We start from the raw sequence: 24,363 nt of genomic DNA on the forward strand, positions 1-24,363 counted from the left end.
AATGCCCCCCGCAAAGCTGGACCCGATCGACCGCAAGATCCTCGCAGAGCTTCAGGGCGACGGCCGCATGACCAACGTCGAGCTCTCGCGCCGGGTCGGCATCTCGGCCCCGCCCTGCCTGCGCAGGGTCCGGGCGCTGGAGGAGACGGGGTTCATCGAAGGCTATCATGCGCGGGTCGATTCTCGGGCGCTGGGGTTCGAAGTCGCGGTATTCGCAATGATATCCCTGCGCAACCAGGCGGAACGGGACCTGAACGAATTTGAAGAACGCGTGCGTTCGTGGCCGCTTGTGCGCGAATGTCACATGCTGAACGGCGAAATCGACTTCATCCTGAAGTGCGTGGCGCCGGATCTGTCGACCTTCCAGAGGTTCCTGACCGGCGACCTGGTCTCGGCGCCCAACGTGGCCTCGGTGAAGACCTCGCTGGTGATCCGCGAGACCAAGTGGGAGCCGGGCGTGCCCTTCGACGTGATGGAAGCGCGGGCCGAGGATTGAGCCGGCTCCGTTCCGGGCGCCCTCGCGTCCTGTCCCTCGCCCGCGCGCCCGGGCGCTCGCGATGACCGACTTCGACCTCGACCGCTTCGCCGTGATCGCGGATGTGCACGGCAATGCCGACGCGCTGGCCGCGGTGCTGGCCGATATCGACGCGCTGGGCCTGCGCTCGATCTTCAACCTGGGCGACCATGTCAGCGGCCCGATGGCCCCGCGCGAGACGCTGGAGCTGACGATGGCGCGCGCGGGCATGGTCTCGATCCGGGGCAACCATGACCGCTGGGTCGCGGCGGGGGGCGAGAACATGAACCCCTCGGACCGGTTCGCGCGCGAGGATCTGACTGACGCGCAGCTGGCCTGGCTGACCGCGCTGCCCGCCACCCGCCGCGTCGGGGACGTGTTCGCCTGCCACGGCACGCCGCGCGACGACCTGGAATACTGGCTCGAGACGGTGACGCCCGCCGGCGACGTCGCGTTCCGGGGCCTGGCCGGGATCGCGCGGGCCGCGCTCGGGGTCGATGCGGGGCTGGCGCTGTGCGCGCATACTCACCTGCCCCGCCGGGTGGATCTGCCCGACGGGCGGGTGATCGTGAACCCCGGCTCGGTCGGCTGCCCCGGCTACGAGGATGTCGAGCCTTTTCCCCACGTGGTCCAGACCGGCACGCCGCTGGCGAGCTACGCGGTGGCCGAGCGTCGGGGAGAGGCCTGGGCGACGAGCTTCCGCCAGGTTCCCTACGATCCCGCCCGCATGGCCGGGATCGCGCGCGCCGCGGGACGCGAGGGCTGGGCGCGGGCGGTGGCGACGGGCTGGCTGCGCGGCGCGCCCCTCAGCCCGTCAGCACGATGACCGAGGCGAGGCGGCCGTAGTCCCCCTCCCCCCGGTGCACCGCGCGCCGGTTGGAGTAGAAGCGCGCCTCGTCGCGATACGTGCAGTGGCCGGTCCAGGCGGCCTCGGCCACGCCGGCCTCGCGCAGGCGCCGCAGGGCGTAGCCGGGCAGGTCGAACATCGGGCGTCCGTTGGGCCCGCCCGAGAAGAAGCGCTGCGCCTCGGGGTCGTCGATGGTGAACGCGTCGAGGAACTCGGGCCCGACCTCATAGGCGGCCTGGGAGATGCAGGGGCCCACGGCGGCGCGGATGCGCGCGCGTGCGGCGCCCAGGGTTTCCATGGCCTCGAGGGTCGCTTCCAGAACGCCGCCCAGCGCGCCGCGCCAGCCGGCGTGCGCGGCGCCGATGACGCGGGCCTCCGGGTCGTGAAACAGGACCGGGGCGCAGTCGGCCGAGAGGACCGCGAGCGCCAGGTCCGGCTCGGCCGTGGCCATGGCGTCGGCGCGGCGGTCGTCGGCCTCGGCCCAGGGGCCGGTGACGGACAGGGCGCGGTCGGAGTGGACCTGGTGCAGGAACAGGAGCCGGTCGGGCGCGACGCCCATGGCCGCGGCGATGCGGGCCTTGTTCTCGGCGACCGCAGCCGCGTCGTCCTTCGAGCCTGCGCCGGCGTTCAACCCGCCCTGCGGCTCGCCCCCGTAGATGCCGCCCGAGGCGCCGCCGCGCCGGGTGAAGAAGCCATGGCGCACGTCGCCGAGGTCGCGGCTGGTCAGCGTCTCGATGCCATCCATGGCCTGTCTCCCGTTTCGTCGTCTCGGCCCAAGCGCCGCGATTCCCGTCCGCCGGTCAACCGCGCCCGCGCCCCGCGCCGGCGTCGGCCCCACCCGCCCGCCCCGCCGCCGCCGGCCCGGGGCGCGGGCGCTGGCCGGGAGGGCGGAGCGGAGGCGCCCCTCACACCCCCGGCGGCCGCGGCTGGCCCGGCCCGGTCAGCGCGAGGACCTTGAACAGCGTCCCCATCTCCTCGGGGTGGGTGAGGCGACGATGGGCGGAGACGATGGCCTCGACCGGGTCTTCGGCCGTCACCGCCGCCGCGCGCCCCGTCTCGGTCGGCGGTGGGGTGGGTGGGCGGGAACCGCCGGCCGGGGCGGGGCGCGCGGCGGCGCGGGCCAGCGTCTGCGCGCGCGCCGTGATCCCCAGTTGCTCGAGGAACAGCCCCTGCCCCGCCACCGGCCAGGCCGCGGCCCCCGCCGCCTCCGCCGCGCGCGCCAGCGCCGCAAAGTCGACATGCGCGGTCAGGTCCGCCTGCCCCGGCGCGGCCAGCGGATCGGCATAGGCATGCCCGCGCATGGCCTGGAAGGTGTCCGCGCCGCCCGGGGCCCGGGCAGCATAGCCATAGTCGACGATCAGCGCCGCGCCCCCCTGCGCGGCGAGCCGCGCGCCGATCCAGGCCGCGACCGCCTCGCCCGCCGGGCAGGTCTCGACCACCGCGCCGTCGGGCTCGTCGGCCTGCCACGGCACGACGGCGCCGAGGCCGAAGACAAGGCGCCCCTGCCCGTCGAGCCGCACCGCCCGTTCCCGCCAGCGCCCGCCGGCGCGAACCAGCTGGCGGATCGGCAGCGCGTCGAAGAACTCGTTGGCCAGCAGCAGCAGCGGGCCCTCGGGGAGATCCTCGACCCGCTCGGCCCACTGCGCGCCGCGCCCCTCCAGCGCGCGCGCCTGACGCGCGCGAAGGGTCGGCGAGATCTCGACCAGCCAGGGCGAGACCGCCTCGGCGAAGCCCGGCGCCCTGCCCGCGGCGCGCAGCGCGTCGGCCATCAGCGTGCCGCGCCCAGGGCCCAGCTCGGCCAGCACCGCGCCGCGAGGCGCGCCCATGTCGACCCAGGCCTGGGCGATCCACAGGCCCAGCAGCTCGCCGAACATCTGGCTGATCTCGGGCGCGGTGGTGAAATCCCCGCCCGCCCCCAGCGGATCGCGGGTGGTGTAGTAGCCGTGCCGCGGGTGGGCGAGGCACAGCGCCATGTACTCCGCCAGCGGCATCGGCCCGCCCTGGACGATGCGCCGGCGCAGGATCGGGGCGAGGGGGCTCTCGCCGCTCACGCCGCCTCGCGCGCCCAGCGGCCACGGCGCGCGGCCGCCAGCACCGCAATCCCGATCGCGATCATCGGGACCGACAGGATCTGCCCCATGGTCAGCCCCGAGGTCGCGCCCCATTGCCAGGCGAGGCCCAGCGGATTGGCCTCGGTCTGCAGGAAGGCGTCGGGCTGGCGCACAAGCTCGACGAGGCAGCGCGCAAGCCCGTAGCCCACCAGGAACACGCCGATCATCGCGCCCGGCGTCTTCAGCCAGCCGCGCCGCGTCGCCAGCGCCCACATCACGACGAACAGCAGAGCCCCCTCCAGCGCCGCCTCATAGAGCTGCGAGGGGTGGCGCGGCTCGGGCCCGCCATTGGGAAAGATCACCGCCCAGGGCAGGTCCGAGGTCCGGCCCCAGAGCTCGGCGTTGATGAAGTTGGCGACCCGCCCCAGCAGCAGGCCGATGGGCGCGGCGCAGGCCACCGCGTCGCCGACCTCCATCATCGGGCGCCCGCGCGCGCGGCTCCAGGCCACGATCCCCGCGATCACGCCCACGAAGCCGCCGTGGAAGGACATGCCCCCGTTCCAGATCGCGGGGATCTGGGCCGGGTTCGCGAGGTAGTAGCCCGGCTGGTAGAACAGCACGAAGCCCAGCCGCCCGCCCAGGATCACGCCCACGACCATCCAGGTCAGCAGCTCCTCGGCCTCGGCCGGCGCCATCGGCGGCTCTCCCCGCCACAGGGCCGGCCGCTTCATCATCCAGGCCACGTAGCGCCAGCCCAGCACCAGCCCCACGATGTAGGCCAGCGCGTACCAGCGCAGCGAGAAGCTGAAATCGCCCAGCGACAGGGTGAAGATCGCCGGGTCGATGTTGGGGAACGGGATGGCGAGCATGGAACCTCCGACGGGCCGGGAGTCGCCCGCGGCGCCTTTCTGGCAAAGGGGAGGCGGGATGGCCAGCCTGCGCGGCTCGCGCCGGCGCGAGCGCCCTGCCCCTGGCGCTTCCCCCTCGCCACGCGCGGTTCTCGCCAGGCCCGCCATCACGGCCCCGCGCGCCGGCGCAACCCGCGCGAAAACCCTCAGCCGACCAGCGCCTCGGCCCGCTCGAGATCGACCGAGACCAGCTGGCTGACGCCCTGCTCGGCCATGGTCACGCCGAACAGGCGGTCCATGCGGGCCATGGTCACCGCGTGGTGGGTGATGCACAGGAAGCGCGTGGCGGTGCGCTGGCGCATCTCGTCGAGCAGATCGCAGAAGCGCGTCACGTTCGCGTCGTCCAGCGGCGCGTCCACCTCGTCGAGCACGCAGATCGGCGAGGGGTTGGCCAGGAACACCGCGAAGATCAGCGACAGCGCCGTCAGCGTCTGCTCCCCGCCCGAGAGCAGCGACAGGGTCGAGAGCTTCTTGCCCGGCGGCATGCACATGATCTCGAGCCCCGCGTCCAGCGGATCGTCCGATTCCACCAACACCAGGTTGGCCGTGCCGCCGCCAAACAGGCGGGTGAATAGCTGGGTGAAGTTCTCGTTCACCTCCTCGAAGGCCGCCAGCAGGCGCTTGCGCCCCTCCGAATTCAGGCTGGCGACGCCCTGGCGCAGCTTGGCGATGGCCTCCTCGAGGTCGATCTTCTCGGCGTCGAGCGTGTCCTTCTCGCCGGCCAGCTCCTTGGCGTCCTCCTCGGCGCGCAGGTTCACCGCGCCCAGCGCGTCGCGCTTGCGGCGCAGGTTGACGATGTCGATCTCGACGTCGCCGGCGGGCGGGCAGGTCTCGGCGTCGAGTTCCAGCTTCTCGGCCAGCGCCTCGGGAGGGGCCTCGGTCTCCTCCTCGATGCGCTCGGCGGCCTCGGCGACCCGCGCGGCGGCGGCCTCGGCCAGCGCCTCGACCCGGGCCCGGGCCTCGCGGGCTTCGGAGGCGGCGCGCTCGGCCTCGCGCTGGGCGGCGTCGGCGGCCCGCAGCGCGGCCTCGGCGGTCGAGAGCGCGTCGCCGGAATTCTTGCAGCGGATCTCGGCCTTCGAGATCGACTCCATCAGCTCGAAGCGCCGCCGCTCAAGTTCGCCGGGGGTTTCGCGGGCGCGGCCCAGCTCGTCGACCGTGTCCTCGATGCGGATCTCCAGCTCCGAGATCCGCTGCCCGGCGGTCTCCTTGCGGCGATGCCAGCCGGCGCGCTCCTTGCCGATGTCGGCGAGGCGCTTCTCGCGGGCCTCGCCCTCCCGCCGGCGCTCCTGCTCGGCGGAGCGGGCGGCGAGCATCGCGGCGCGGGCGTCGGCCACGACCGTCTTGGCGGCCTCGGCGGCGGCGCGGGCCTCGTCGAGGTCCTCCAGTTCCGCCTGCGTCTCCTCGGCCTCGACCAGAGCCTCCTGGGCGGATTCGGCCTCGGCGCGGCGGGCTTCCAGGCTGTCGGCGAGCGCGGAGTGGCGCGAGCGGCGCAGATCCAGCTCGCCCTCGGCGCGGGTCAGGGTCTTTTCGGCCTCGGCCAGCGCCCCGTCGGCCTGGCGGCGGGCGGCGCGGGCGGCGGCGTCGGCCTGGGTGGCGGCGGCGAGGCGGGCGCGCGCCTCCTCCTGCGCCTCGCGGGCGGCGGCAAGGACCTCCTCGGCCGCCTCCAGCTGCTCTCGCAGGGCGGCGAGCCGGTTGCGCTGCTGCAGCCGCAGGGCGGCGGCCGAGGGCGCGTCGGCGGCCGAGGCGCGGTAGCCGTCCCAGCGCCACAGGTCGCCCTGCGCGGTGACCAGCCGCTGGCCCGGGCGCAGCGAGGCCTGCAGGCGGTGGCCCTCGGCCGGGTCCGCCACCAGGCCGATGCGCGCGATCCGGCGCGACAGCGCGGCCGGCGCGGCGACATGGGCGGCGAGCGGCGTCGCGCCCTCGGGCAGCGGGTCCGGGGCGCCCGCATAGTCGGGCAGCGGGCGCCAGCCGGCGCCGGCTTCGTCCACCTCGGGCGCGCGCAGGTCGTCGCCGAGCGCCGCGCCAAGCGCCGGTTCGTAGCCGGGCGCCACCTCGACGCGGTCGAGCATCTGGCCCTCGGCGCCCTTGTCGCGCGCGAGCAGCCGGTCGAGCGCGTCGGCCTCGGCCTTCACCGCGCCCGCCTCGGCCTGGGCGGAGGAGGCGGCGGCGCGGGTTTCGGACTCGGCCTGCTGGGCCTCGCCGCGCTCGGTCTCGGCGGCGGCGAGGGCTTCCTCGGCAACCTCGGCGGCCTCTCGGGCGGCCTCGGCGCCGGATCCGGCGGCCTCGAGCGCCTCCTCGGCGCGGGCGGCGGCCTCGGCCTCGGCGGCGAGCCCCTGCTCGGCGCGCAGCAGCTCGGCCTCGGCCTTGGCGCGCTGGCCGCGAGCCTCCTCCATCCGGCGGGCGGCGGACTGGTGGCGGGCCGCGAGGCGCGCGGCGTCGCCGGTCAGGCGGTCGAGCTCGGTTTCCTCGTGCTCCACCGCCACGGTCGAGGCGCGGGAGGCCTCCGCCGCCTCCGCCAGCCGGTCTGCCTGGCCGTCCTGCTGCTCGCGAAGCTGGGCTTCCTCCCAGTCGAGTTTCTCGACGCTCTCGTCCGCGTCGCGGCCCAGCGAGCTCTCGCGCTCCAGGTCGCGGTTGAGCTGCACGGCGCGGGCCTCCAGCCGCGCGATGTCCGAGGCGGCCTGGCGCAGGCGCTCGTCGACCTGGTCGCGTTCCACGAGCGCGCGTTGCAGGATGGCGGCGGCCACCGCGTCTTCCTCGCGCAGGGCCGGCAGCGCCGCGTCGGCCTCGGCGCGGGCGGCGGCGCGGGCCGCGGCCTCGGTCTGGGCGCGGGCGGCGAGACCGGTCGCCTCGGCCAGCCGGCGCTGGGCCTCGGCTTCCTCGTCCCCGGCCTCGCGCCAGCGCAGCCACAGCAGCATCCCCTCGGCCCGGCGCAGGTCGGCGGCGATCTCGCGGTAGCGGGCGGCCTGCCGGGCCTGGCGCTGGAGCTGGCCAAGCTGCTCGCCCAGCTTGTCGAGCACGTCGGAGACGCGGGCGAGATTGTCCTCGGCCGCGCGCAGCTTCAGCTCCGCCTCATGGCGGCGCTGGTAGAGGCCGCCGATGCCCGCCGCCTCCTCGAGGATCGCGCGGCGGGCCGTGGGCTTGGCGTTGATCAGCTCCGAGATCCGGCCCTGGCGCACCAGCGCGGGGGAATGCGCGCCGGTGGACGCATCCGCGAACAGCATCTTCACGTCGCGGGCGCGCAGCTCCTTGCCGTTCAGCCGATAGGCGGAGCCGGCGTCGCGGGTGATGCGGCGGGAGATCTCGAGGTCGTCGGCGTGGTTGAACTCGGCGGGCGCGGTGCGCTCGACATTGTCGATGCGGATCGCGACCTCGGCGTAGCTGCGCGCGGGGCGGGTCGAGGCGCCGGCGAAGATCACGTCCTCCATCTCGCCGCCGCGCATCGCCTTGGCCGAGGTCTCCCCCATCACCCAGCGCAGCGCCTCGAGCAGGTTGGACTTGCCGCAGCCGTTGGGCCCCACCACGCCGGTCAGCCCGGGGGCGATGACCAGCTCGGTCGGGTCCACGAAGCTCTTGAAGCCCTGAAGGCGCAGCCGGGTGAAGTGCATTGGGTCGGTCGGGGTCCGAAGGGCGCCGAGTCGCGCCCGGCCGATCCGTGGAAGCCTGCGGGCTGTGGCCCTCAAGGTCAAGCCGCGGACCGCTGCATATGGGAGGGCCGAGCCAAAGCGCCCCTAGATATGGGAAGACCTCATCCGGAACGCGAATGGCGGACGCCGTGTTCGGGCGTCCGCCGTGATGTCTCGCCTGCGGCTTCGGGCCGGGCGTTCAGGGTCGTGCGATCAGCCCCCTGCGATTAGAGCTCCGCGTCGATCGCGGCCTTCAGGTTCTCCCAGGTCGGGTTCTCGACCTTCTCGTCGCCCACGATCAGCGTCGGGGTGCCGGTGAAGCGCGGGTCCTCGCGATAGTCGCGATACATCTCGACCAGGGCGCGCTCGGCGGTGGAGTCGCTCAGGCAGGCGTTGACCTGCTCCTCGGTCAGACCGCCCTGGCGACCCATCTTGGCGAGCTCGGCGGGGATGTCGTCGGCGCGCGCCCAGCGCGACTGGCGCGACAGGAACAGGTCGATGAAGCCGAAGTAGCGGTCCGGCCCGCCGCAGCGCGCCACGATCGCGGCCATCAGGCCGAAGCGGTCGAAATAGGCCTCGCGCAGCTCATAGGTGATCTTGCCGGTGTCGATGTAGTCCTTCTTCAGCTCCGGGAAGATGTCGGTCTGGAACTGCGCGCAGTGGGGGCAGGTCAGCGAGGCGTACTCGATCACATGCACCGGGGCGTCGGGATCGCCCTCGATCTGCACGCCCAGCAGCACGCCGCCCTCGGTGATCTCGACGTCGTCCTGCGCCTGGGCGGAGGTCGCGAGAGAGGTGAGCGCGAGCGCCGCCGCAGCGGCGACGGAGAGAAGGATGCGTTTCATCGGCGGCCTTTCCTGTCGACCTTCGAACCATCTCCCCCGCCTCGGGACGGAGGAGGGACTGGGGGAGGTCATAGCGCGACGGGGGCGCAGGCTCAAATCCCCGCGCAGGCCGTGGAATCACGATCTCGAAAGCGGGCTCGAAAGCGGGCTCGAAAATGGGGCCGGCGGGGCGGACCGGGGCCGGGCTCAGCGCCTCCCGGCGGGCCCCGCCCGCACCCGCTGGCCAAGACGCGAGAGGGCGGCGCGCAGCCCCTCGTCCTCGACCTCGGCCACTTCCGGCGGGGGGAGGCCGTGGGGCGCGCGGGCAAAAGGGGCGCCGGTCTCGGCCATGCCGGGCTGGGCGTCGCGGGCGGCCGAGGACAGGCGGCCGGCCTGCTGGATGCGCACCCGCGACACGGCGCGGTAGCCGTAGTGGGCGTTCACCCGCTCGATGATCTTGGGGCCCTGCATCTCGACCTCGGCGGCGCGGGCGCCCTCGACCTCGAGGTAAAGGGTCGCGCCGAAGGAGGCGCCGGAGTAGCCGATCTTCAACGGGCGGCAGTGAGCCGAGAGCGACTCGCCCGCGATGGCGACCCAGTCGGTCAGGATCCTGGTTTCGGCGAAGCCGCGGCGGGCCGAGACCTCGCGCACGGGGGCCGAGGTCAGGGCGCCCACCTGCAGGAAGCCCATTTCGCGCCGCTTGGGCGGGGGGGCCTTGCGGGCCTTGGGCGCGGCGGCCTCCTTGATCGGCGCATCGGCCGGCGCCTGACCCGCGCCGGACGCCTTGGCGGGCGCGGCCGCGGCAGGGCGCACCCCGCCCATCGGGCCCGAGCGCGCGCCCGGACGCCGCACGCGGCGGCCGCCGGCCCCTGGCCGCTTGCCTCCGCCGCCGTCCTTGTCGAGGGTGTCGCCCATGTCCACGCTCCCTGCCCCGTCCCCGTCAGCCTGCCCGCTTCGCGGCGCCCTGCCTAGGGGCCGCGTCGCCTCGCCCCCCGGGCGGGAGGGATGAGCGGCGTGCGCCGTCCCGCCGCGCCGGCCCGTCCCGCGGGCCCCCGCCGCCCGGCCCGCCCCTCGCGCGCCACGCCGGCCGAGACAACGCCCGCCGAGGATCCGGCCCAGAAAATGACCCCGAAAATGGCCCCGAAGACGACGCCGAAGAGGGCGATCCCGGAGACGCCGGCCGAGGCTGCGCCCGCGCCGCGCCGCGGCCGCCGGCCAAAGGCCGAGGCTCCCGCGCCCGGTCCCCAGGCGCCGCAGGATGCGGCGATGTCAGCCGCCTTGCTCGCCTGGTACGACCGCCACGCCCGCACCCTGCCCTGGCGCGTGCCGCCGGATCAGCGGGCGGCGGGCGTCCTGCCCGATCCCTACAGGGTGTGGCTGTCGGAGATCATGCTCCAGCAGACCACCGTCCCCCACGCCGCGCCCTATTTCCTGCGCTTCACCCAGACCTGGCCGACGGTCGCGGACCTCGCCGCCGCTCCGGACGCGGAGGTGATGGCGGCCTGGGCGGGGCTTGGCTACTACGCCCGCGCCCGCAACCTGTTGCGCTGCGCCCGCGCGGTGGCCGAGGACCACGGCGGCCGCTTTCCCGATCGCGAGGATGCGCTGCGCGAGCTTCCGGGCCTCGGCCCCTACACCGCCGCGGCGGTCGCGGCCATCGCCTTCGACCGGCCCGCCGCGGTGATGGACGGCAACGTCGAGCGGGTGGTCTCGCGCCTTTTCGCCGTCGAGACGCCGCTGCCCGCCTCAAAGCCCGAGCTTCGCGTCCTGACCGCCCGGCTGACGCCAATGACGCGTCCCGGCGACCATGCCCAGGCGATGATGGACCTCGGCGCCACGATCTGCACGCCCCGCTCGCCGGCCTGCGTGCTGTGCCCGCTGCGCGATCCCTGCGCCGCGCGGGCCGCCGGCATCGCCGACACCCTGCCCCGCAAGGCGCCCAAGGCCGCCAAGCCGACGCGGCGCGGCACGGTCTTCGTGGCGGTCTCGCCCTCGGGCGCGCTGTTGCTCGAGACCCGGCCCGAGACGGGGCTGCTGGGGGGCATGCCCGGCCTGCCCGGCACCGGCTGGGACCTTCGCGGAGCGGGCGAGTCCCCGCCCTCCGATCGGGAGGTCGCCGAGGCCGCGCCGCTTTCCGCAGATTGGAGACGCATCCCCTCGCAGGCCCGCCACGTCTTCACCCATTTCCAACTGATCCTGGACATCATGGTGGCCAGGACAGCGGAGGAGTCCCGGCCTGTGCGCGGGGCCTTTGTCCCTCGGGCCCGCGCGCAGGCCGATCGTCTGCCCACCGTGATGAAGAAGGCGCTCCTGCTCGGCCTCTCGGCGCTGGAGGCTTGAGCGGCGGAGGATCGGACGGCTCTCGCCGGGGCGTCGGGACCCGTCCCGCGCCCCGCGGCGATCAGGTCCGCTGCAGCCCGTGGACCGAGGAGCCGTAGCGGTTGGACCGCGTCGAGGTCGGGCGCGACAGCGCCCACAGCAGGTAGAGGTTGCCGACCACCGGCACGAAGCCGACCAGCAGCAGCCAGCCCGAGCGGCCCACGTCGTGAAGCCGCCGGGCCGCGACCGCGAGCGTCGGAGGCGCCAGCACCAGCCCGACCAGCAGCGTCAACGGATGGCCCGAGCGCTGCGAGAACATCGGGAAACCCAGGACCATCGCGCTGAGCGTGTTGTCCAGCACCACCATGGCCAGCTGCACGAGCAGCGCGAACAGGCACCACCACCAGAATTCCGCAAGTCCGGCCCTGCCGCGGAACTCGGCGAAGTTGGCGAGCACATTGGAGACGGCGTAGGAGAACTTCATGACGTTGCACCGATTGATGACGACGCGGACAAGCCTCCCGGGTACACGCGAGACGGGGGGAGGCAACCTTACGTGCCAGAAATTTGCCATATTTCGATGCGGCGCCGCAACAAGAACTTAACCGGTTGAATTGTCACGCCTTGCAGCGGTTGCGGATGATACGAAGTTTCGCCGTTCGGTTGTCGCCAGCCGGGCGACGCGCAGCGTCTCCCTGAGGTCCGGCGCCCCTGGCGCGCGGCCCTGCCCGGCCTCGGGGCGAGAGGGACGAGTCGCCCGCCCCGCGACGCCCCGCCCGCGCGAGCCCATGAAACAGGGCCCCGGAAACGCGTCCCGGGGCCCTGTGTCAAAATCGGGCGGAGGCTGACCTCGCGCGCGGCCTCAGCCTTCTGCTTCGGCCTGGATCTGCTGGCGCAGCCAGTCGATCGGCACCAACGCGCCGTCCTTCTCGAAGTGCCAGAAGGTCCAGCCGTTGCAGCTTGGGGCCCCCTGCACCGCGGCGCCGACCTGGTGGATCGAACCGGTGGTCCCGTCAGCCGACAGCGTCGCGTCCGCGCGCAGCTTGGCCTGGCGGCGCCCGTCGGCCGAGCTCAGCACCTGGCCCGGACGCAGCATCCCCCGCTCGACCACCTGGCCGAAGGGGATCCGCGGGGCGGCGCGACGCGAGCGCGCGGTCTGCAGCGCCTCCATGTCATAGGGCTGCACCGCGGCGATGCGCTTGGCGGCGGCCGTGCGATAGGCCTCCTCGCGCTCGATCCCGATCCAGGCGCGGCCCAGCCGTCGCGCGGCGGCCCCGGTGGTGCCAGAGCCGAAGAACGGATCCAGGATCACGTCGCCCGGCTGGCTGGCGCCCAGGATGATGCGGTGCAGCAGCGCCTCGGGCTTCTGGGTCGGGTGCGCCTTGCGTCCGGCGTCGTCCTTCAGCCGCTCGCCCCCGGAGCAGATCGGCAGCACCCAGTCCGAGCGCATCTGCACGCCATCGTTGAGCGACTTCAGCGCCTCGTAGTTGAAGGTGTACTTGCCGCCCTCGTCGCGCGCCGCCCAGATCAGCGTCTCGTGGGCGTTGGTGAAGCGCCGGCCGCGGAAGTTGGGCATCGGGTTCGACTTGCGCCAGATGATGTCGTTCAGCACCCAGAACCCTTCGTCCTGCAGCGCGGCGCCGACGCGGAAGATGTTGTGATAGCTGCCGATCACCCACATCGTCCCGCCCGGCTTCAGCACCCGGCGCGCGGCCTTCAGCCAGGCGCGCGAGAAGCGGTCGTAGGCCGCGAACCCGTCGAACCGGTCCCAGGCGTCGTCGACCGCGTCGACCTTCGAGTTGTCGGGCCGGTGCAGGTCGCCGCGAAGCTGCAGGTTGTAGGGCGGATCGGCGAAGATCATGTCGACCGAGCCCTCGGGCATGGCGTTCATCCGCTCGACGCAGTCGCCCGACAGGATCTGGTTCAGCGGCAGCGACTGGGCGCCCACCACGCGGGCGCGCGGCGCCTTGCGCGGGCGGGCCGCGGCGGCGGCGGTGCGGACGATCTTCGCGCGGCTCGGCGCGGCGGTCTGGCTGGTCTCGGCCGACATCGCGCGACCCCCTCTGTTTCGTACCCTTGGTGCGAATCAGGTATGCGGGAAACGCGAATCGGGGTCAATATTCTTTTGAATCAGGAGGTTGTGCGCGACTCTTCAAGCAAGATGTTGTGTATCGGCCTGAAGGAACGCCGATGATGTGGGGTCACCCCCAAGCGCTTGAGGGCGCCCAGGTGCCCCGCGGTCCCATATCCGCGGTTCGTCTCCCACCCGTATCCGGGGTGATCGAGGGCCAGGCGGTCCATTTCCGCGTCCCGCGCCACCTTGGCCAGGATCGAGGCCGCGGCGACCGACAGGCAGCGCGCGTCGCCCTTCACCAGCCACTCGCCGGGCGGGACCAGGCCCCGCGGCAGGCGCCGCCCGTCGACGATCGCCCAGTCCGGCGCCACCCCCAGCGCCGCGATCGCCCGGGTCATCGCCAGATCCGCCGCCGGTCCCAGGCCCAGCGCGTCGATCTCGGCGACCGAGGCGACGCCGACCCCGCAGACGGCGCACCCCAACAAGGCCGCAGACAGCGCCTCCCGCCGTTTCGCGCTCAGCGCCTTGGAATCGGCCAGGCCCGGCGGGATCGCGGCGGGATCGAGGATCACCGCCCCCGCATGCACCGGCCCCGCCCAGGGCCCGCGCCCCGCCTCGTCCACCCCGCAGACCCGGGCGGCGGGACCCAGGCGCGCCCGCGCGGCCGTCTCGAAACTGTGGTCGGCGATGATCCTGGGCATGGCTCCTCCGCGGCGGTGAGCGCGGACAATGCCCCCCGACGCCGGCGAGGTCACCCCCCGGCGCCACGCCCCGCCGCCGCGCGGCCCGCCGGCAGGGCGGCAGGGTGGGCGGGTGGGGCCGACCTGCCGGCGGGGCGCGCGGCGGCGGAGCCCGCCTCAGACGTCGAGCGCCAGCTGATCCCCCGGGCGCTCGGGCCTGCGGAACAGGTCGCAGCGCAGGGCCGGCATCTCCCGATCGAGGCCCAGGCGCCGCGCCGCCCCCCCGAAGCGTCGACGCAGGAGGTCGGCCCAGACTCCCTGCCCCGTCATCCGCCGCCCGAAGGCCGAGTCATAGTCGCGCCCGCCATGGATCTCCCGCACCCGGCCCATCACCCGCTCGGCGGCGTCGGGGCGATGCTCCTCGAGCCACTCCACGAACAGGTCCCGCACCTCCGCGGGCAGCCGCAGCACGATGTAGCTGGCCGAGCGCGCCCCGGCGCGCGCCGCGGCCTCCAGGATCCGCTCCAGCTCGTGGTCGGTCAGCGCCGGGATCACGGGGGCCGCCATCACCCCCGTCGGCACCCCCGCCTTCGCCAGCGCCGCGACCGCGCGCAGCCGGGCCTGGGGGCTCGCCGCCCGCGGCTCGAGCGAGCGGCTGAGGCGATGGTCGAGCGTGGTCACCGACAGATGCACCCGCGCAAGCCCCTGCCGCCCCATCTCGCCCAGGATGTCGAGATCCCGCGTCACGCCTGCGCCCTTGGTCACGATGGTCACCGGGTGGCGATGGGCGCGCAGCACTTCAAGGATGCGCCGCGTCACGCGCTTGTCCCCCTCGAGCGGCTGGTAGGGGTCGGTGTTGGTCCCCATGGCGATGGGCCGACACTCATACCCGGGCGCGCGCAGTTCCTCGGCCAGCCGCTCGGGCGCGTCGGGCTTGATCATGATCCGGGTCTCGAAATCCAGCCCCGGCGACATCCCCAGATAGGCGTGCGTCGGTCGGGCGAAGCAGTAGACGCAGCCATGCTCGCAGCCCCGGTAGGGGTTGATCGAGCGGTCGAAGGGCAGATCGGGGGAGGTGTTGCGCGCGATCACCCGGCGCGAGCGGTCCACCAGCACCTCGGTGCGCAGGGGCGTCGCCTCGTCCTCGCGCGCCCAGCCGTCGTCGGCCGGGGCGCGGCTCTCGCGTTCAAAGCGGCCCACGCGGTTGCTGACCGCGCCCCGGCCGCGCCGGCGGGCCGGGTCCACGGGCGCCCGCTCGGCAAAGCCGCAGCCGCCGCGGTCGGTTGCATCGAACGGGTCGAAGAGATCTTCCATGGGACTCGCGCCTCCTGCCCGGCAGGATGGCGCGAACCCCGGAACATTACAAGAACATCATCGGGCGAAGCGCAGCCCCGGCGCTCAGGCCCGGCTGGCGCAGGCCATGCACTGGGCGGCGTGGGGCGCAAGCTCGAGGCGGCGAACGTCGATCTCTTCGCCGCAGGTCAGGCACTCGCCGTAGGTCCCCTGGTCGATCCGGTCGAGGGCCGCGCGGATCTGGCGGATCTCGGCGAGACCCGTGGCGCCGAGCCCCTCGAGCACCTCGTCGGCGCCCCGCTCGCTCGCGCGGTCCTCCAGGTCGGGATTCGCGGGCGCATCGAGATCGGCCTCGATCCTGTGCAGCCGCGACTCCAGCTCCGCGAGGCGCGTCTCGAGCATGCTCTTGAAATGCGGCGCGTCGATCATCGCGCGGGGTCTCCCTGATTGCCAGGCCGCCTCCCCCAAGCAGGGCCGGCCTGCGGCGCTTCTAGGCCGATCTCGGGCGCAGGACCTTGATCGGGGTCAAGCCGCGAGCGCGTCGCACGGCCCACGCCTCAGCCAGCCGGGTCGGGAGGGTGTCCGGGCGGACGCAGCCAGCCGTCGAGAAACGCCACGTCCTCGCACCCCGAAAACCGGGCGACGCGGGTCAGTTCGGCCTCGAGCCGCGCCAGCCGGCCCTTGCCGAAGGCGACGCCCGCCTCGGGCCACAGGGCCGAGACCTCCAGCCGTCCCGCGCGGCGTTTCATGTCGATGCGCCCGACCAGGCGGTCCCCCTCGAGCAGCGGGAACACGTAGTAGCCCCAGCGGCGCTTCGGGGCGGGCACGTAGATCTCGATCCGGTAGAAGAAGCCGAACAGGCGCTCGGCCCGCTTGCGGTCGCGCAGGGCCGGGTCGAAGGGCGAGAGCACCCGCAGCCGTCCCGGAGCGGGCGGCGCCGCGGCGGCGGCCTCGTCGAGGCCGGGCCAGGCGTAGGCGCGCCGCGGCGGGCCGGCGACGCCCTCGATCTCGACCTCCTCGATCTCGCCTGCGGCCAGGCGGGCGGCGCACCAGTCCCTGGCCTCGGTCGGGGTCACCGTGGCCCAGAAGGCCGCGATCTCGCCCGAGGTGGCGAAGCCCAAGCGATCCAGCGCCCCACGGCAGGCCCAGTCGACGGTGTCCTCGCGGCTGGGGTGGGGGTCGAAATGCTCGGGCGGGATCACCCGCTCGGCCAGATCGAAGCGCTTCTGGAAGCCCGAGCGCGAACAGACCGCCAGCTCGCCGCAGCGCCACAGGAACTCGACGGCGGTCTTGGAGGGGGTCCAGGACCACATCTCGCCGGTGCGCGTCTCGTCCTCGGTCGCCATCTCGCGGGCCTGGGCGGGGCCGTGGCGGCGGATATGCTCCAGCACGTCGTCGAAACGGTGGGCGAAGTCGCCCTGCCAGCTGCGATAGGCCCCGGCCAGACGCTCGCGGTCGCGCGCGAAGCGGGGACGCCAGTGGGGGAAGAACTCCGAAGGGATCAGCGAGGCGTCATGGGTCCAGTGCTCGAACAGCGCCCGGTCCCGCTCCAGCAGGGGCGCGAGCTGCGCGGGACGGTAGGAGCGGCGGCGCGCCGACAGGATCATGTGGTGCGCCCGTTCGACGGTGGCGATCGAGTCCACCTGCACGAAGCCCAGACGCCGGATCAGCGCCATCAGCCCGGCCTTGCCCGGCGTCTCCGGCCCGGAGTCGCAGAGGGCGTGGCGATGCAGGAACAGGCGGCGGGCGTCGGGGTTCGACAGGCGCAGGCGGGCAGGCTCGGTCATCGCCGCATCCAGCCGCCGCCGGGGGCCCCGGTCAACCCGAAACCCGCGCCCCCGGCCTGCGATCAGTCGGCGGCCGCCTCGGCGACGCGCGCGTTGGGCCGCTCCTCGATCACCCGCAGCAGACGGCGCAGGGTCACGTCCCAGGGCAGACGGTCCTGCTCCTCGCAGGTGGCGGTCGCGGCCGAGGCGGCGGCGGCGGTGTATTCCAGCCCGCAGGCCTCGAAGCTCGACTGGGGCACGAAATTCGCCGCCCGTGCGAAGCGGATCGCGATCACCCGCGCGTCCGCGTCCCCCTCGTGCCGCTCGGACAGGGTGGCGAGCGTGGTGCAGATCTTTTCCCGCCGGCTGATCCGCGCGGCCATCTCGCAGGTGCACGCCGGAGTCACGAAGCCCGCGATGGCCGAAGCCGAGGACAGCTCTTCGTAGGCGCCGCGGAAGGCGATCTGGTCGGGGGGCGAGGGCTCCGCCTCCGCCGCGCCCAGGGTGCCGACCCAGGTCCAGAACTTGGTGAAGGTCGGCAGCTCCCGCCCCAGGTCGTTGACATAGATCGCGTCGATCCGGGCCTGGCGGCGCAGGGACTGCGTCACCTCCAGCCCGCAGATCGACTCGACCCGCAGCCCGTCGGGCGACACCGCCACCAGGTCGCCGGCCACTGCGAACGCGGCCCCCGAGGCGCCGCGATCGAGGTCGAAATAGGCGATGATGTCAGGTTTCGAGATGTTGGTGACGACGTGGTAGAGATACGCGCCCGCCAGCAAGGCCGCCACCAGGGCGAGACGGACGCTCCAGGTTCCGGGCATGGTCCGCCCTCACTTCGCGCAGCAAGCGCCGCCGCAGGGCACGTGCGTGTCCGGGCAGGTTGGCGTCGGGGTCGGGGTCTGCGCGGCGGCGGCCAGCGCCAGCCCAAGGGTCGCGAAAATTGCGATAAAAAACTTCATGTCGGCCTCCACCGGAAGTTCGGCTTGCCAAAGTTGACGTAACGTTCATAACACCGAACGCCTGTCGCGCACATGAAGACGCCCCGTCGCCCGTGTCCGGGCGGCGGGGCGCGCGCCTGCGGGGCCTGCGCCCTCAGAGGATGAAGTCGCCCTTCGATATCTCCGATATCTCGAGCCCCTCGAGCAGCACCGTGCCGCCGCGCTTGTCCTCGAGGTCGATCAGGATGCCGAGGTCGGTGTCCTCCATCATCTTCTTCTTCAGCGGCTTCCAGTTCAGGTCGAAGGCCGAGAGGTCGACCTCGTCCTCGCCCGGCGCCAGATCGCGGATCCGGTCGTCGCCGTTGCGCAGCGAGATGACGAAGACGTCGGCCTCGGCCCCCCCGATCATCTCGTCGTCGCCCTTGCGGCCGTGGATCTCGTCCGCGCCGTCGCCGCCGAAGATCAGCTCGTCGGCCGCGCCGCCCTTGAGCACGTCGTCGCCGCCCTCGCCTTCGATGCGCCCGTCGACCTCGCTGCGCCGCCCGCCGTTATAGACGTCCGCGCCGTCGCCCAGCCGCACGTCGCCGTCCATGTCCCCGCGGTTGCGCACCACGTCGTCGAGGTCCGAGAGCTGCATCGCCGCCTCGCCACCCGCGATCAGCCCCCGGTTGACGATCAGCGAGCCCTCCCCGGTCGAGAAGATCGAGATCCCGACGCCCTCGGCGCCGCCCAGGATCTCGCCGGTGTTGAACAGCCGGTCGAAGTCCGCCTCATTGCCCGAGAGCGCGTCATCGGCGCCGAGGATCTGGCCGGTGTTGGTCAGGTTGAGGTTCAGCGCGTTGATGGCCGCCAGCCCCTCCTGCTGCATGCCCTGCAGGAGGCCGGTGTTGAGGATCGCGCCGTCGTCCCAGTCCTGGAGATAGGCGCCCCAGGTCCCGGTGACCTCGCCTGCGTTCTGCAGGATCGAGTCCGTCCCGATCATGTAGATCGCGGAGTTTCCCGGCACGTTGAGCGAGCGGACCACGCCCGTCTCGCCGATCACCAGGCGGTTGCTGCCGAGCCCCGCGCCATCGTCGCCCAGGATGATCGCGTTGCCGCCGCCCGAGACGAGGGCGCCGTCGACCATCACTTCGTGAGCGTTGTCGTCGATCAGGTCGCCGACCACCGCCGCCTGCGTCCCCACCGCGACCGTGACGTCGCGCGGAACATAGAGCCGGTCGTTGTCGGACAGCGTGATCTGCACGGTCGTGTTGGTCGCCAGAATGAAAGCCATCGGTCTTCTCCACCCCGCCGCCCGCACGCGCGAACGGCTGGCCTCGCGGCCGAGACGACGTCGGCGCGGGCCCCTTCCCCATGAACGCGCGCAGGCGCGCAGGCGGGCCCGGACATGCGCCCGGGCTCATCCGCATCGCCACACCGGCGCGGGCGTTTCCTCAGGAGGAGATCGTCGCGCCCGGAAAGACGTCGCGTCAAGCAAACCGGACATGGCCGTCAAACCGGGTTCATGGGCGTGCGCAAAACAAGGCGTCGCCACAGGTTGGAAGCCCTGCGGGGCGCGGCCGCGGCGCAACGCAAAGGGCCGGCGGAAGGATCCGCCGGCCCCTGTCGTCGCCCCGGGGGACGAGGATCAGCTGTCGAGGAAGCTGCGCAGCCGGCGCGAGCGGCTGGGATGCTTGAGCTTGCGCAGCGCCTTCGCCTCGATCTGGCGGATGCGCTCGCGGGTGACCGAGAACTGCTGGCCGACCTCTTCGAGGGTGTGGTCGGTGTTCATGCCGATGCCGAAGCGCATGCGCAGCACGCGCTCCTCGCGCGGGGTGAGGCTCGCCAGGACCCGGGTGGTGGTGTCCTTGAGGTTCGCCTGGATCGCGCTGTCGAGCGGCAGGACCGCGTTCTTGTCCTCGATGAAATCGCCGAGCTGGCTGTCTTCCTCGTCGCCGATCGGCGTCTCGAGGGAGATCGGCTCCTTGGCGATCTTCATCACCTTGCGCACCTTCTCCAGCGGCATCTGGAGTTTCGCCGCCAGCTCCTCGGGGGTCGGCTCGCGGCCGATCTCGTGGAGCATCTGGCGACCCGTGCGGACCAGCTTGTTGATGGTCTCGATCATGTGCACGGGGATGCGGATGGTGCGCGCCTGGTCGGCGATCGAGCGGGTGATCGCCTGGCGGATCCACCAGGTGGCGTAGGTCGAGAACTTGTAGCCGCGCCGGTACTCGAACTTGTCCACCGCCTTCATCAGGCCGATGTTGCCCTCCTGGATCAGGTCCAGGAACTGCAGGCCGCGGTTCGTGTACTTCTTGGCGATGGAGATCACGAGACGCAGGTTCGCCTCGACCATCTCCTTCTTGGCCTGCCGCGCTTCCTTCTCGCCCTTCTGGACGGTCTGGACGATGCGGCGGAACTCGGGGATGTCGACGCCGACGTGCTGGCCGATCTGACCGATCTCGCCGCGCACTTCCTCGACGCGCACGCCGTATTTCTCGGAGAACGCCGCCCAGCCCTTGCCCTTGAGCTTGCCCACGCGCTCGACCCACATCGGGTCGAGCTCGCTGTCGCGGTATTCCTGGATGAACTCGCGCCGGTCGACCCGCGCGAGGTCGGCCATCTTCACCAGCTGGCCTTCCAGCGTCATCAGGCGGCGGTTGATGCCGTAGAGCTGGTCGACCAGCGCCTCGATGCGGTTGTTGTGGAAGTGCAGCTCGTTGACCAGGATCACGATCTCGGAGCGCAGGCGCTGGTACTCCAGCTCCTCGTGGGCCGAGAAGTGCTTGGTCTCCGAGAGCGCGGCGCCGATGCGCGAGGTCTGCATCTCGCGCAGGCGCACGTAGTCCTCGGCGATGCGGTCGAGCTTGGCGAGCACGTCGGGCTTCAGCGCCGCTTCCATCGCGGCGAGCGACAGGTTCGCCTGCTCCTCCTCGTCGTCGTCATCGTCGCCGCCGCGCGGGGAGGACTCGGTGTCCTCCTCCTCGTCGTCGGTGTCCGAGACCGACTTGGCGGCTTCGGGCGCGCCGGCCTGGGCGGCGGCCTCGGGGCCGGCCTGGACCTCGGCGACCACTTCCTCGCCCTCGGCCTCGGCGATCACCTCCTCGGCTTCCTCGTCCATCGAGGCGCCGAAGGTGGTCTCGAGGTCGATGACGTCGCGGAGCATGATCCGCTCCTCGACCAGCTCGTCCCGCCAGATGGTGATCGCCTGGAAGGTCAGCGGGCTTTCGCACAGGCCCGAGATCATCGTGCCGCGGCCGGCCTCGATGCGCTTGGCGATGGCGATCTCGCCCTCGCGCGAGAGCAGCTCGACCGAGCCCATCTCACGCAGGTACATGCGCACCGGGTCGTCGGTGCGGTCGAGGCTCTCGCTCTGGGTCTGGGCCGGAACGACCTCCTTGGATTCCTCCTTGGCCTCTTCGGCCTCGGTCTCCTCCTCCTCGACGACATTGACCCCCATCTCCGAGAGAAGGGACATCACGTCTTCGATCTGTTCCGAACTGACCTGCTCAGGCGGAAGAACGCGGTTGAGCTCCTCGTAAGTGATGAAGCCCTTGGCCTTGGCGGCGGCGATCATCTTCTTGACCGCGGCCTGGCTCATGTCGAGCATCGGCCCCGCGCTTTCGGCCTGTTCCTCTTCCTTGGAGTCGTCGACGTCTTTCGCAGCCATTCAAATCCTCCAGGGCGTCGCCCCCAGCCCTCGGGCGAATCACCATTGGACGCACCCGTGCCGTCCTGCTCCGATCCGATATAGGCGATTCGGCCCCCGAATCACCATGCCCGGCGCTAGTTTCGCCGCCTGGGCCCTTTTCGCCACGGCTCGCGGTCGATGAACGCGCGCAACCGCTGGGACAGCTGATCGTCCCCCTCGGCGGAACCGCCCTCTCCGCCGAGACCTCGGCGCAGGGCTTCTTCCCGCTCGCGGATGATGTAGGCGAGGCGATGGGCGATTTCATCGACCGTGTCGAGGGAAATCTCCTCGATCGCCGCCTTTCCCTCCTCCCTGGCGGAGAGGTGTCCCGCATGGTGGGTCAGCGCCTCGGTCAGGGCGGCGGCCGCAAGGTCGGGCGGCGCGTCGGGTCCCAGCGCGCGCGTCAGCACCAGCGGCCCGGCCGAGAGGGCCGAACGCGGGTCGCCGTTCATCTTCGCCTCCAGCGCCCGCGACAGCACGGCGCGGGGGTCTTCGGCGTCGAGCGCGTCGGCCAGCGCGTCGAGCAGCGCGTCGCGCAGGCTCGCCAGCGCCGGATCCGAGAACGGCATCTCGCGCAGGGCGTCCTCGTGGCGCTCGGCGGCCTGGGGGTGGTTGAGGACGCCCCACAGGATCACGCTCTCTCGGATCCGGGTCTGCGCCTGGGGCGAGGCGACCAGCGCGCTGCCCCGCGCCTCGGGGGTGGGCCCCTCGGCGAAGCCCGCCGCGAAGCCGCCCTGCCGGCCGCGCCGGGGGAAGGTGCGCCCGCCGCCCGGCCGGCCCCCGCCCTGGAAGCCGCCCTGGAAGCCGCGGCCCGGGCGGCCGTGCTCGGGATAGCCGCCCCTGCCGCCGGAGGAATACTCGGGTCCCGCAGGCGCGGAAAATTCGGGGCCGGGGTCCGAGGCGAAGGCCGCCGCATAGTCGGGTTCGAAATCCGGTCCGAAGTCAGGTCCCCCGAAATCCGGTCCGGTGGGGGAGCCGTATTCGGGCCGCGACTCGCCGCGGGGATCGGCGCCGTAGCCAGGATCGGCCGCGGACCGCGGCGCGGGGGCTGTGGGGCGCCCGAACAGGGCGTCGCGCCGCTCGCGCATCGCCTCGGCGTAGTGACGGCGCAGGTTGCGGTCCTCGATCCGGCGCAGCAGCTGGCCGAGATCGCGGTCGAGCGCCGAGCGCCGCTCCGGGCTCGACAGATCGCGCCCCTCGGAGGCGGCCCGCCACAGCATCTCGACCAGCGGCAGGGCCGCGTCGATCACCTTCTGCATGGCCGGCGCGCCCTGCGCGCGGATCAGGTCGTCGGGGTCCTTGCCCGGCGGCAGCAGGGCGAAGCGCAGGCTGCGCCCGGGGCCGATCAGCGGCAGCGCGAGGTCGGCCAGACGCCGCGCCGCGCGCAGCCCGGCCGTGTCGCCATCGAGCGCCACCACCGGCTCGTCGGCCATCTTCCACAGCATCTGCAGCTGATCGGCGGTCACCGCGGTGCCCAGCGGCGCCACCGCGCCCTCGAACCCGCCCGCCACCAGCGCGATCACGTCCATGTAGCCCTCGGCGGCGATCAGATCGGCGCCCTTGCCCGCCGCCTCCCGCGCGGGGCCGTGGTTGAAGAGCGAGCGGCCCTTGTCGAACAGCTCCGTCTCCGGCCCGTTGAGGTATTTCGCGCGGGCCTCGGGGCTCAGCGCGCGGCCGCCGAAGCTGATGCAGCGCCCGCGGGCGTCGCGGATCGGGAACATGATGCGGCCGCGGAACCGGTCGAACGGCCGGCCGCCGCCGCGGTCGCCCTCCTCGGGGCGGATCAGCATGCCCGCGCGCACCAGCATGTCCGCGTCCACGCCCTTGGCGGCCATCGCCTCCAGCAGCCCGCCCCTCTCGTCGGGCGCAAAGCCGATCTCGAAGCGCGCCTGCGCCGCGGCGTCGAGGCCCCGGCCCGAGAGGTAGGCGCGCGCCGCCTCGGCCTTGTGGGTGCGCAGCTGCAGGCGGAAGTGCTGGACGCATTGCTCCATCACCTCGGCGAGGCCCCGCTTGGCCTCCGCCCGCCTGGCCTCGGCCGGGTCGCGGGCGGGCATCTGCATGCCGGCCATCTGGGCCAGCGCCTCGACCGCCTCCATGAACCCGAGGTTCTCCGCCTCGCGCAGGAAGGTGATGTGGTCGCCCTTCGCCTGGCAGCCGAAGCAGTAGTAGAACCCCTCGCGGTCCTTCACGTGGAACGAGGCGGTCTTCTCCTGGTGGAACGGGCACGGCGCCCAGTAGTCGCCCTTGGCGGCATTGGTCTTGCCCCGCTCCCACGACACCTTGCGCCCGACCAGCGAGGCCAGGCTGACGCGGTCGCGCAGCTCGTCGAGGAATCCGGGCGGGAGTGACATGCCCCCATTCTCGGCCCCCCGCCCCGAGTCGACAAGCGCCCCCGCGCCCCCTCCCCCCGCCTGCGCGCGTCACGAGCGTCGCAGGCGGGCGGCCGGGCGGGCGAAGGCGCCCCGAAGGGGAGCCGAGTCCCGTCCCGACCGCCCCTCAGGTCCAGTTCGGCGCGTCGCCGCCCGGCAGCGCGGCCCGCGCGCGCATCGGCCGGTCGAAGGGCAGCGCCCGCTCCTGGCAGAAGTCGATCAGCAGCGTCTCGTCCTGCAACAGGAAATCGAGCACGAATCCCAGGAACTCGGGCTCCGCGGCGCGGCTGCGCAGCTCCTCGGGCGACAGGCCGGCGGCGGCCATGAACACCGTCAGCTCCTCCGGCCGACCGGCCAGGAAGCCCAGCGCGGCCAGCGCCAGCTGCTCGGCGGCCTCGGGCGTCACGAGGCGCGACCGCCCGCGGCGCGGTCCCGGGAGGAATTCTGGTGACAGATCTTCATGACGTCGGGGCCTCGGCAAGGTTCC

The 24,363-nt window shown here is 73.0% G+C and carries 20 protein-coding genes; 3 read left to right on the forward strand and 17 right to left on the reverse strand.

The genetic code is table 11. The features are described from left to right. Position 1: 1 nt before the first annotated feature. Positions 2–496 carry an Lrp/AsnC family transcriptional regulator gene (locus tag AAC134_RS13500; RefSeq protein WP_339949622.1) on the forward strand — a complete coding sequence of 165 codons (495 nt, stop codon included), beginning with the start codon at positions 2–4 and terminating at the stop codon, positions 494–496. A gap of 61 nt (positions 497–557) precedes the next feature. Further along, the gene (locus tag AAC134_RS13505) at positions 558–1,340 is read left to right on the forward strand and encodes a metallophosphoesterase family protein (RefSeq protein WP_339949623.1); all 783 of its coding nucleotides are present in this window, start codon (positions 558–560) and stop codon (positions 1,338–1,340) included. On the opposite strand, the gene pgeF is transcribed toward AAC134_RS13505, so the two are convergent. The 6 genes from pgeF to AAC134_RS13535 all read right to left on the reverse strand — a co-directional run bounded on the left by pgeF (position 1,321) and on the right by AAC134_RS13535 (position 9,682). Continuing rightward, positions 1,321–2,106 (reverse strand): peptidoglycan editing factor PgeF, encoded by a 786-nt coding sequence (gene pgeF / locus AAC134_RS13510; protein WP_339949624.1) that lies wholly within the window; start codon positions 2,104–2,106, stop codon positions 1,321–1,323. The two genes, AAC134_RS13505 and pgeF, sit on opposite strands and share 20 nt — an antisense overlap. A gap of 160 nt (positions 2,107–2,266) precedes the next feature. After that, complete coding sequence (locus AAC134_RS13515; RefSeq protein WP_339949656.1) at positions 2,267–3,352, reverse strand: SAM-dependent methyltransferase; 1,086 nt, start codon at positions 3,350–3,352, stop codon at positions 2,267–2,269. 56 nt (positions 3,353–3,408) lie between these two features. Further along, positions 3,409–4,281, reverse strand: a complete 873-nt coding sequence (gene lgt / locus AAC134_RS13520) for a prolipoprotein diacylglyceryl transferase (RefSeq protein ID WP_339949625.1) — start codon at positions 4,279–4,281, stop codon at positions 3,409–3,411. 185 nt (positions 4,282–4,466) lie between these two features. Then, positions 4,467–7,925, reverse strand: a complete 3,459-nt coding sequence (locus tag AAC134_RS13525) for an AAA family ATPase (protein ID WP_339949626.1) — start codon at positions 7,923–7,925, stop codon at positions 4,467–4,469. Between the two features lie 245 nt (positions 7,926–8,170). Beyond that, positions 8,171–8,788 carry a DsbA family protein gene (locus AAC134_RS13530; protein ID WP_339949627.1) on the reverse strand — a complete coding sequence of 206 codons (618 nt, stop codon included), beginning with the start codon at positions 8,786–8,788 and terminating at the stop codon, positions 8,171–8,173. 186 nt (positions 8,789–8,974) lie between these two features. Continuing rightward, positions 8,975–9,682: a DUF721 domain-containing protein gene (locus AAC134_RS13535; RefSeq protein WP_339949628.1), complete on the reverse strand. Its 708-nt coding sequence runs from the start codon at positions 9,680–9,682 to the stop codon at positions 8,975–8,977. Positions 9,683–10,033: 351 nt separating this feature from the next. Here AAC134_RS13535 and mutY point away from each other — a divergent pair, with 351 nt between their 5' ends. Further along, positions 10,034–11,107, forward strand: coding sequence for an A/G-specific adenine glycosylase (gene mutY / locus AAC134_RS13540; protein WP_339949629.1), 1,074 nt, complete (start codon positions 10,034–10,036; stop codon positions 11,105–11,107). Between the two features lie 61 nt (positions 11,108–11,168). On the opposite strand, the gene AAC134_RS13545 is transcribed toward mutY, so the two are convergent. From AAC134_RS13545 to AAC134_RS13595, 11 genes are all read right to left on the reverse strand, one after another. After that, on the reverse strand, positions 11,169–11,570 hold the full coding sequence (locus AAC134_RS13545) for a DUF805 domain-containing protein (RefSeq protein ID WP_339949630.1): 402 nt from the start codon (positions 11,568–11,570) through the stop codon (positions 11,169–11,171). A 378-nt stretch (positions 11,571–11,948) separates the two neighbouring features. After that, entirely contained in the window at positions 11,949–13,136 is a 1,188-nt protein-coding gene (locus AAC134_RS13550) for a site-specific DNA-methyltransferase (protein WP_339949631.1), read from the reverse strand. Between the two features lie 80 nt (positions 13,137–13,216). Then, positions 13,217–13,861 (reverse strand): ribonuclease HII, encoded by a 645-nt coding sequence (locus AAC134_RS13555; RefSeq protein WP_339949632.1) that lies wholly within the window; start codon positions 13,859–13,861, stop codon positions 13,217–13,219. Positions 13,862–14,017: 156 nt separating this feature from the next. Then, positions 14,018–15,154, reverse strand: a complete 1,137-nt coding sequence (locus AAC134_RS13560) for a PA0069 family radical SAM protein (RefSeq protein WP_339949633.1) — start codon at positions 15,152–15,154, stop codon at positions 14,018–14,020. Positions 15,155–15,238: 84 nt separating this feature from the next. After that, entirely contained in the window at positions 15,239–15,562 is a 324-nt protein-coding gene (locus tag AAC134_RS13565) for a TraR/DksA family transcriptional regulator (protein WP_339949634.1), read from the reverse strand. A 128-nt stretch (positions 15,563–15,690) separates the two neighbouring features. After that, positions 15,691–16,920: a crosslink repair DNA glycosylase YcaQ family protein gene (locus tag AAC134_RS13570; RefSeq protein ID WP_339949635.1), complete on the reverse strand. Its 1,230-nt coding sequence runs from the start codon at positions 16,918–16,920 to the stop codon at positions 15,691–15,693. A gap of 62 nt (positions 16,921–16,982) precedes the next feature. Continuing rightward, positions 16,983–17,720: a hypothetical protein gene (locus AAC134_RS13575; protein WP_339949636.1), complete on the reverse strand. Its 738-nt coding sequence runs from the start codon at positions 17,718–17,720 to the stop codon at positions 16,983–16,985. Between the two features lie 271 nt (positions 17,721–17,991). Further along, positions 17,992–19,110, reverse strand: a complete 1,119-nt coding sequence (locus AAC134_RS13580) for a hypothetical protein (RefSeq protein WP_339949637.1) — start codon at positions 19,108–19,110, stop codon at positions 17,992–17,994. A gap of 354 nt (positions 19,111–19,464) precedes the next feature. Further along, the gene (rpoD, locus tag AAC134_RS13585) at positions 19,465–21,486 is read right to left on the reverse strand and encodes an RNA polymerase sigma factor RpoD (protein ID WP_339949638.1); all 2,022 of its coding nucleotides are present in this window, start codon (positions 21,484–21,486) and stop codon (positions 19,465–19,467) included. A gap of 116 nt (positions 21,487–21,602) precedes the next feature. Beyond that, a complete protein-coding gene (dnaG, locus tag AAC134_RS13590; RefSeq protein ID WP_339949639.1) occupies positions 21,603–23,858 on the reverse strand; it encodes a DNA primase in 2,256 nt (751 codons plus the stop codon). Positions 23,859–24,003: 145 nt separating this feature from the next. Further along, complete coding sequence (locus AAC134_RS13595; protein ID WP_339949640.1) at positions 24,004–24,282, reverse strand: DUF3572 domain-containing protein; 279 nt, start codon at positions 24,280–24,282, stop codon at positions 24,004–24,006. Positions 24,283–24,363 lie beyond the last annotated feature (81 nt).

The organism is uncultured Albimonas sp., assembly GCF_963977235.1.
Classification (GTDB): domain Bacteria; phylum Pseudomonadota; class Alphaproteobacteria; order Rhodobacterales; family Rhodobacteraceae; genus Albimonas.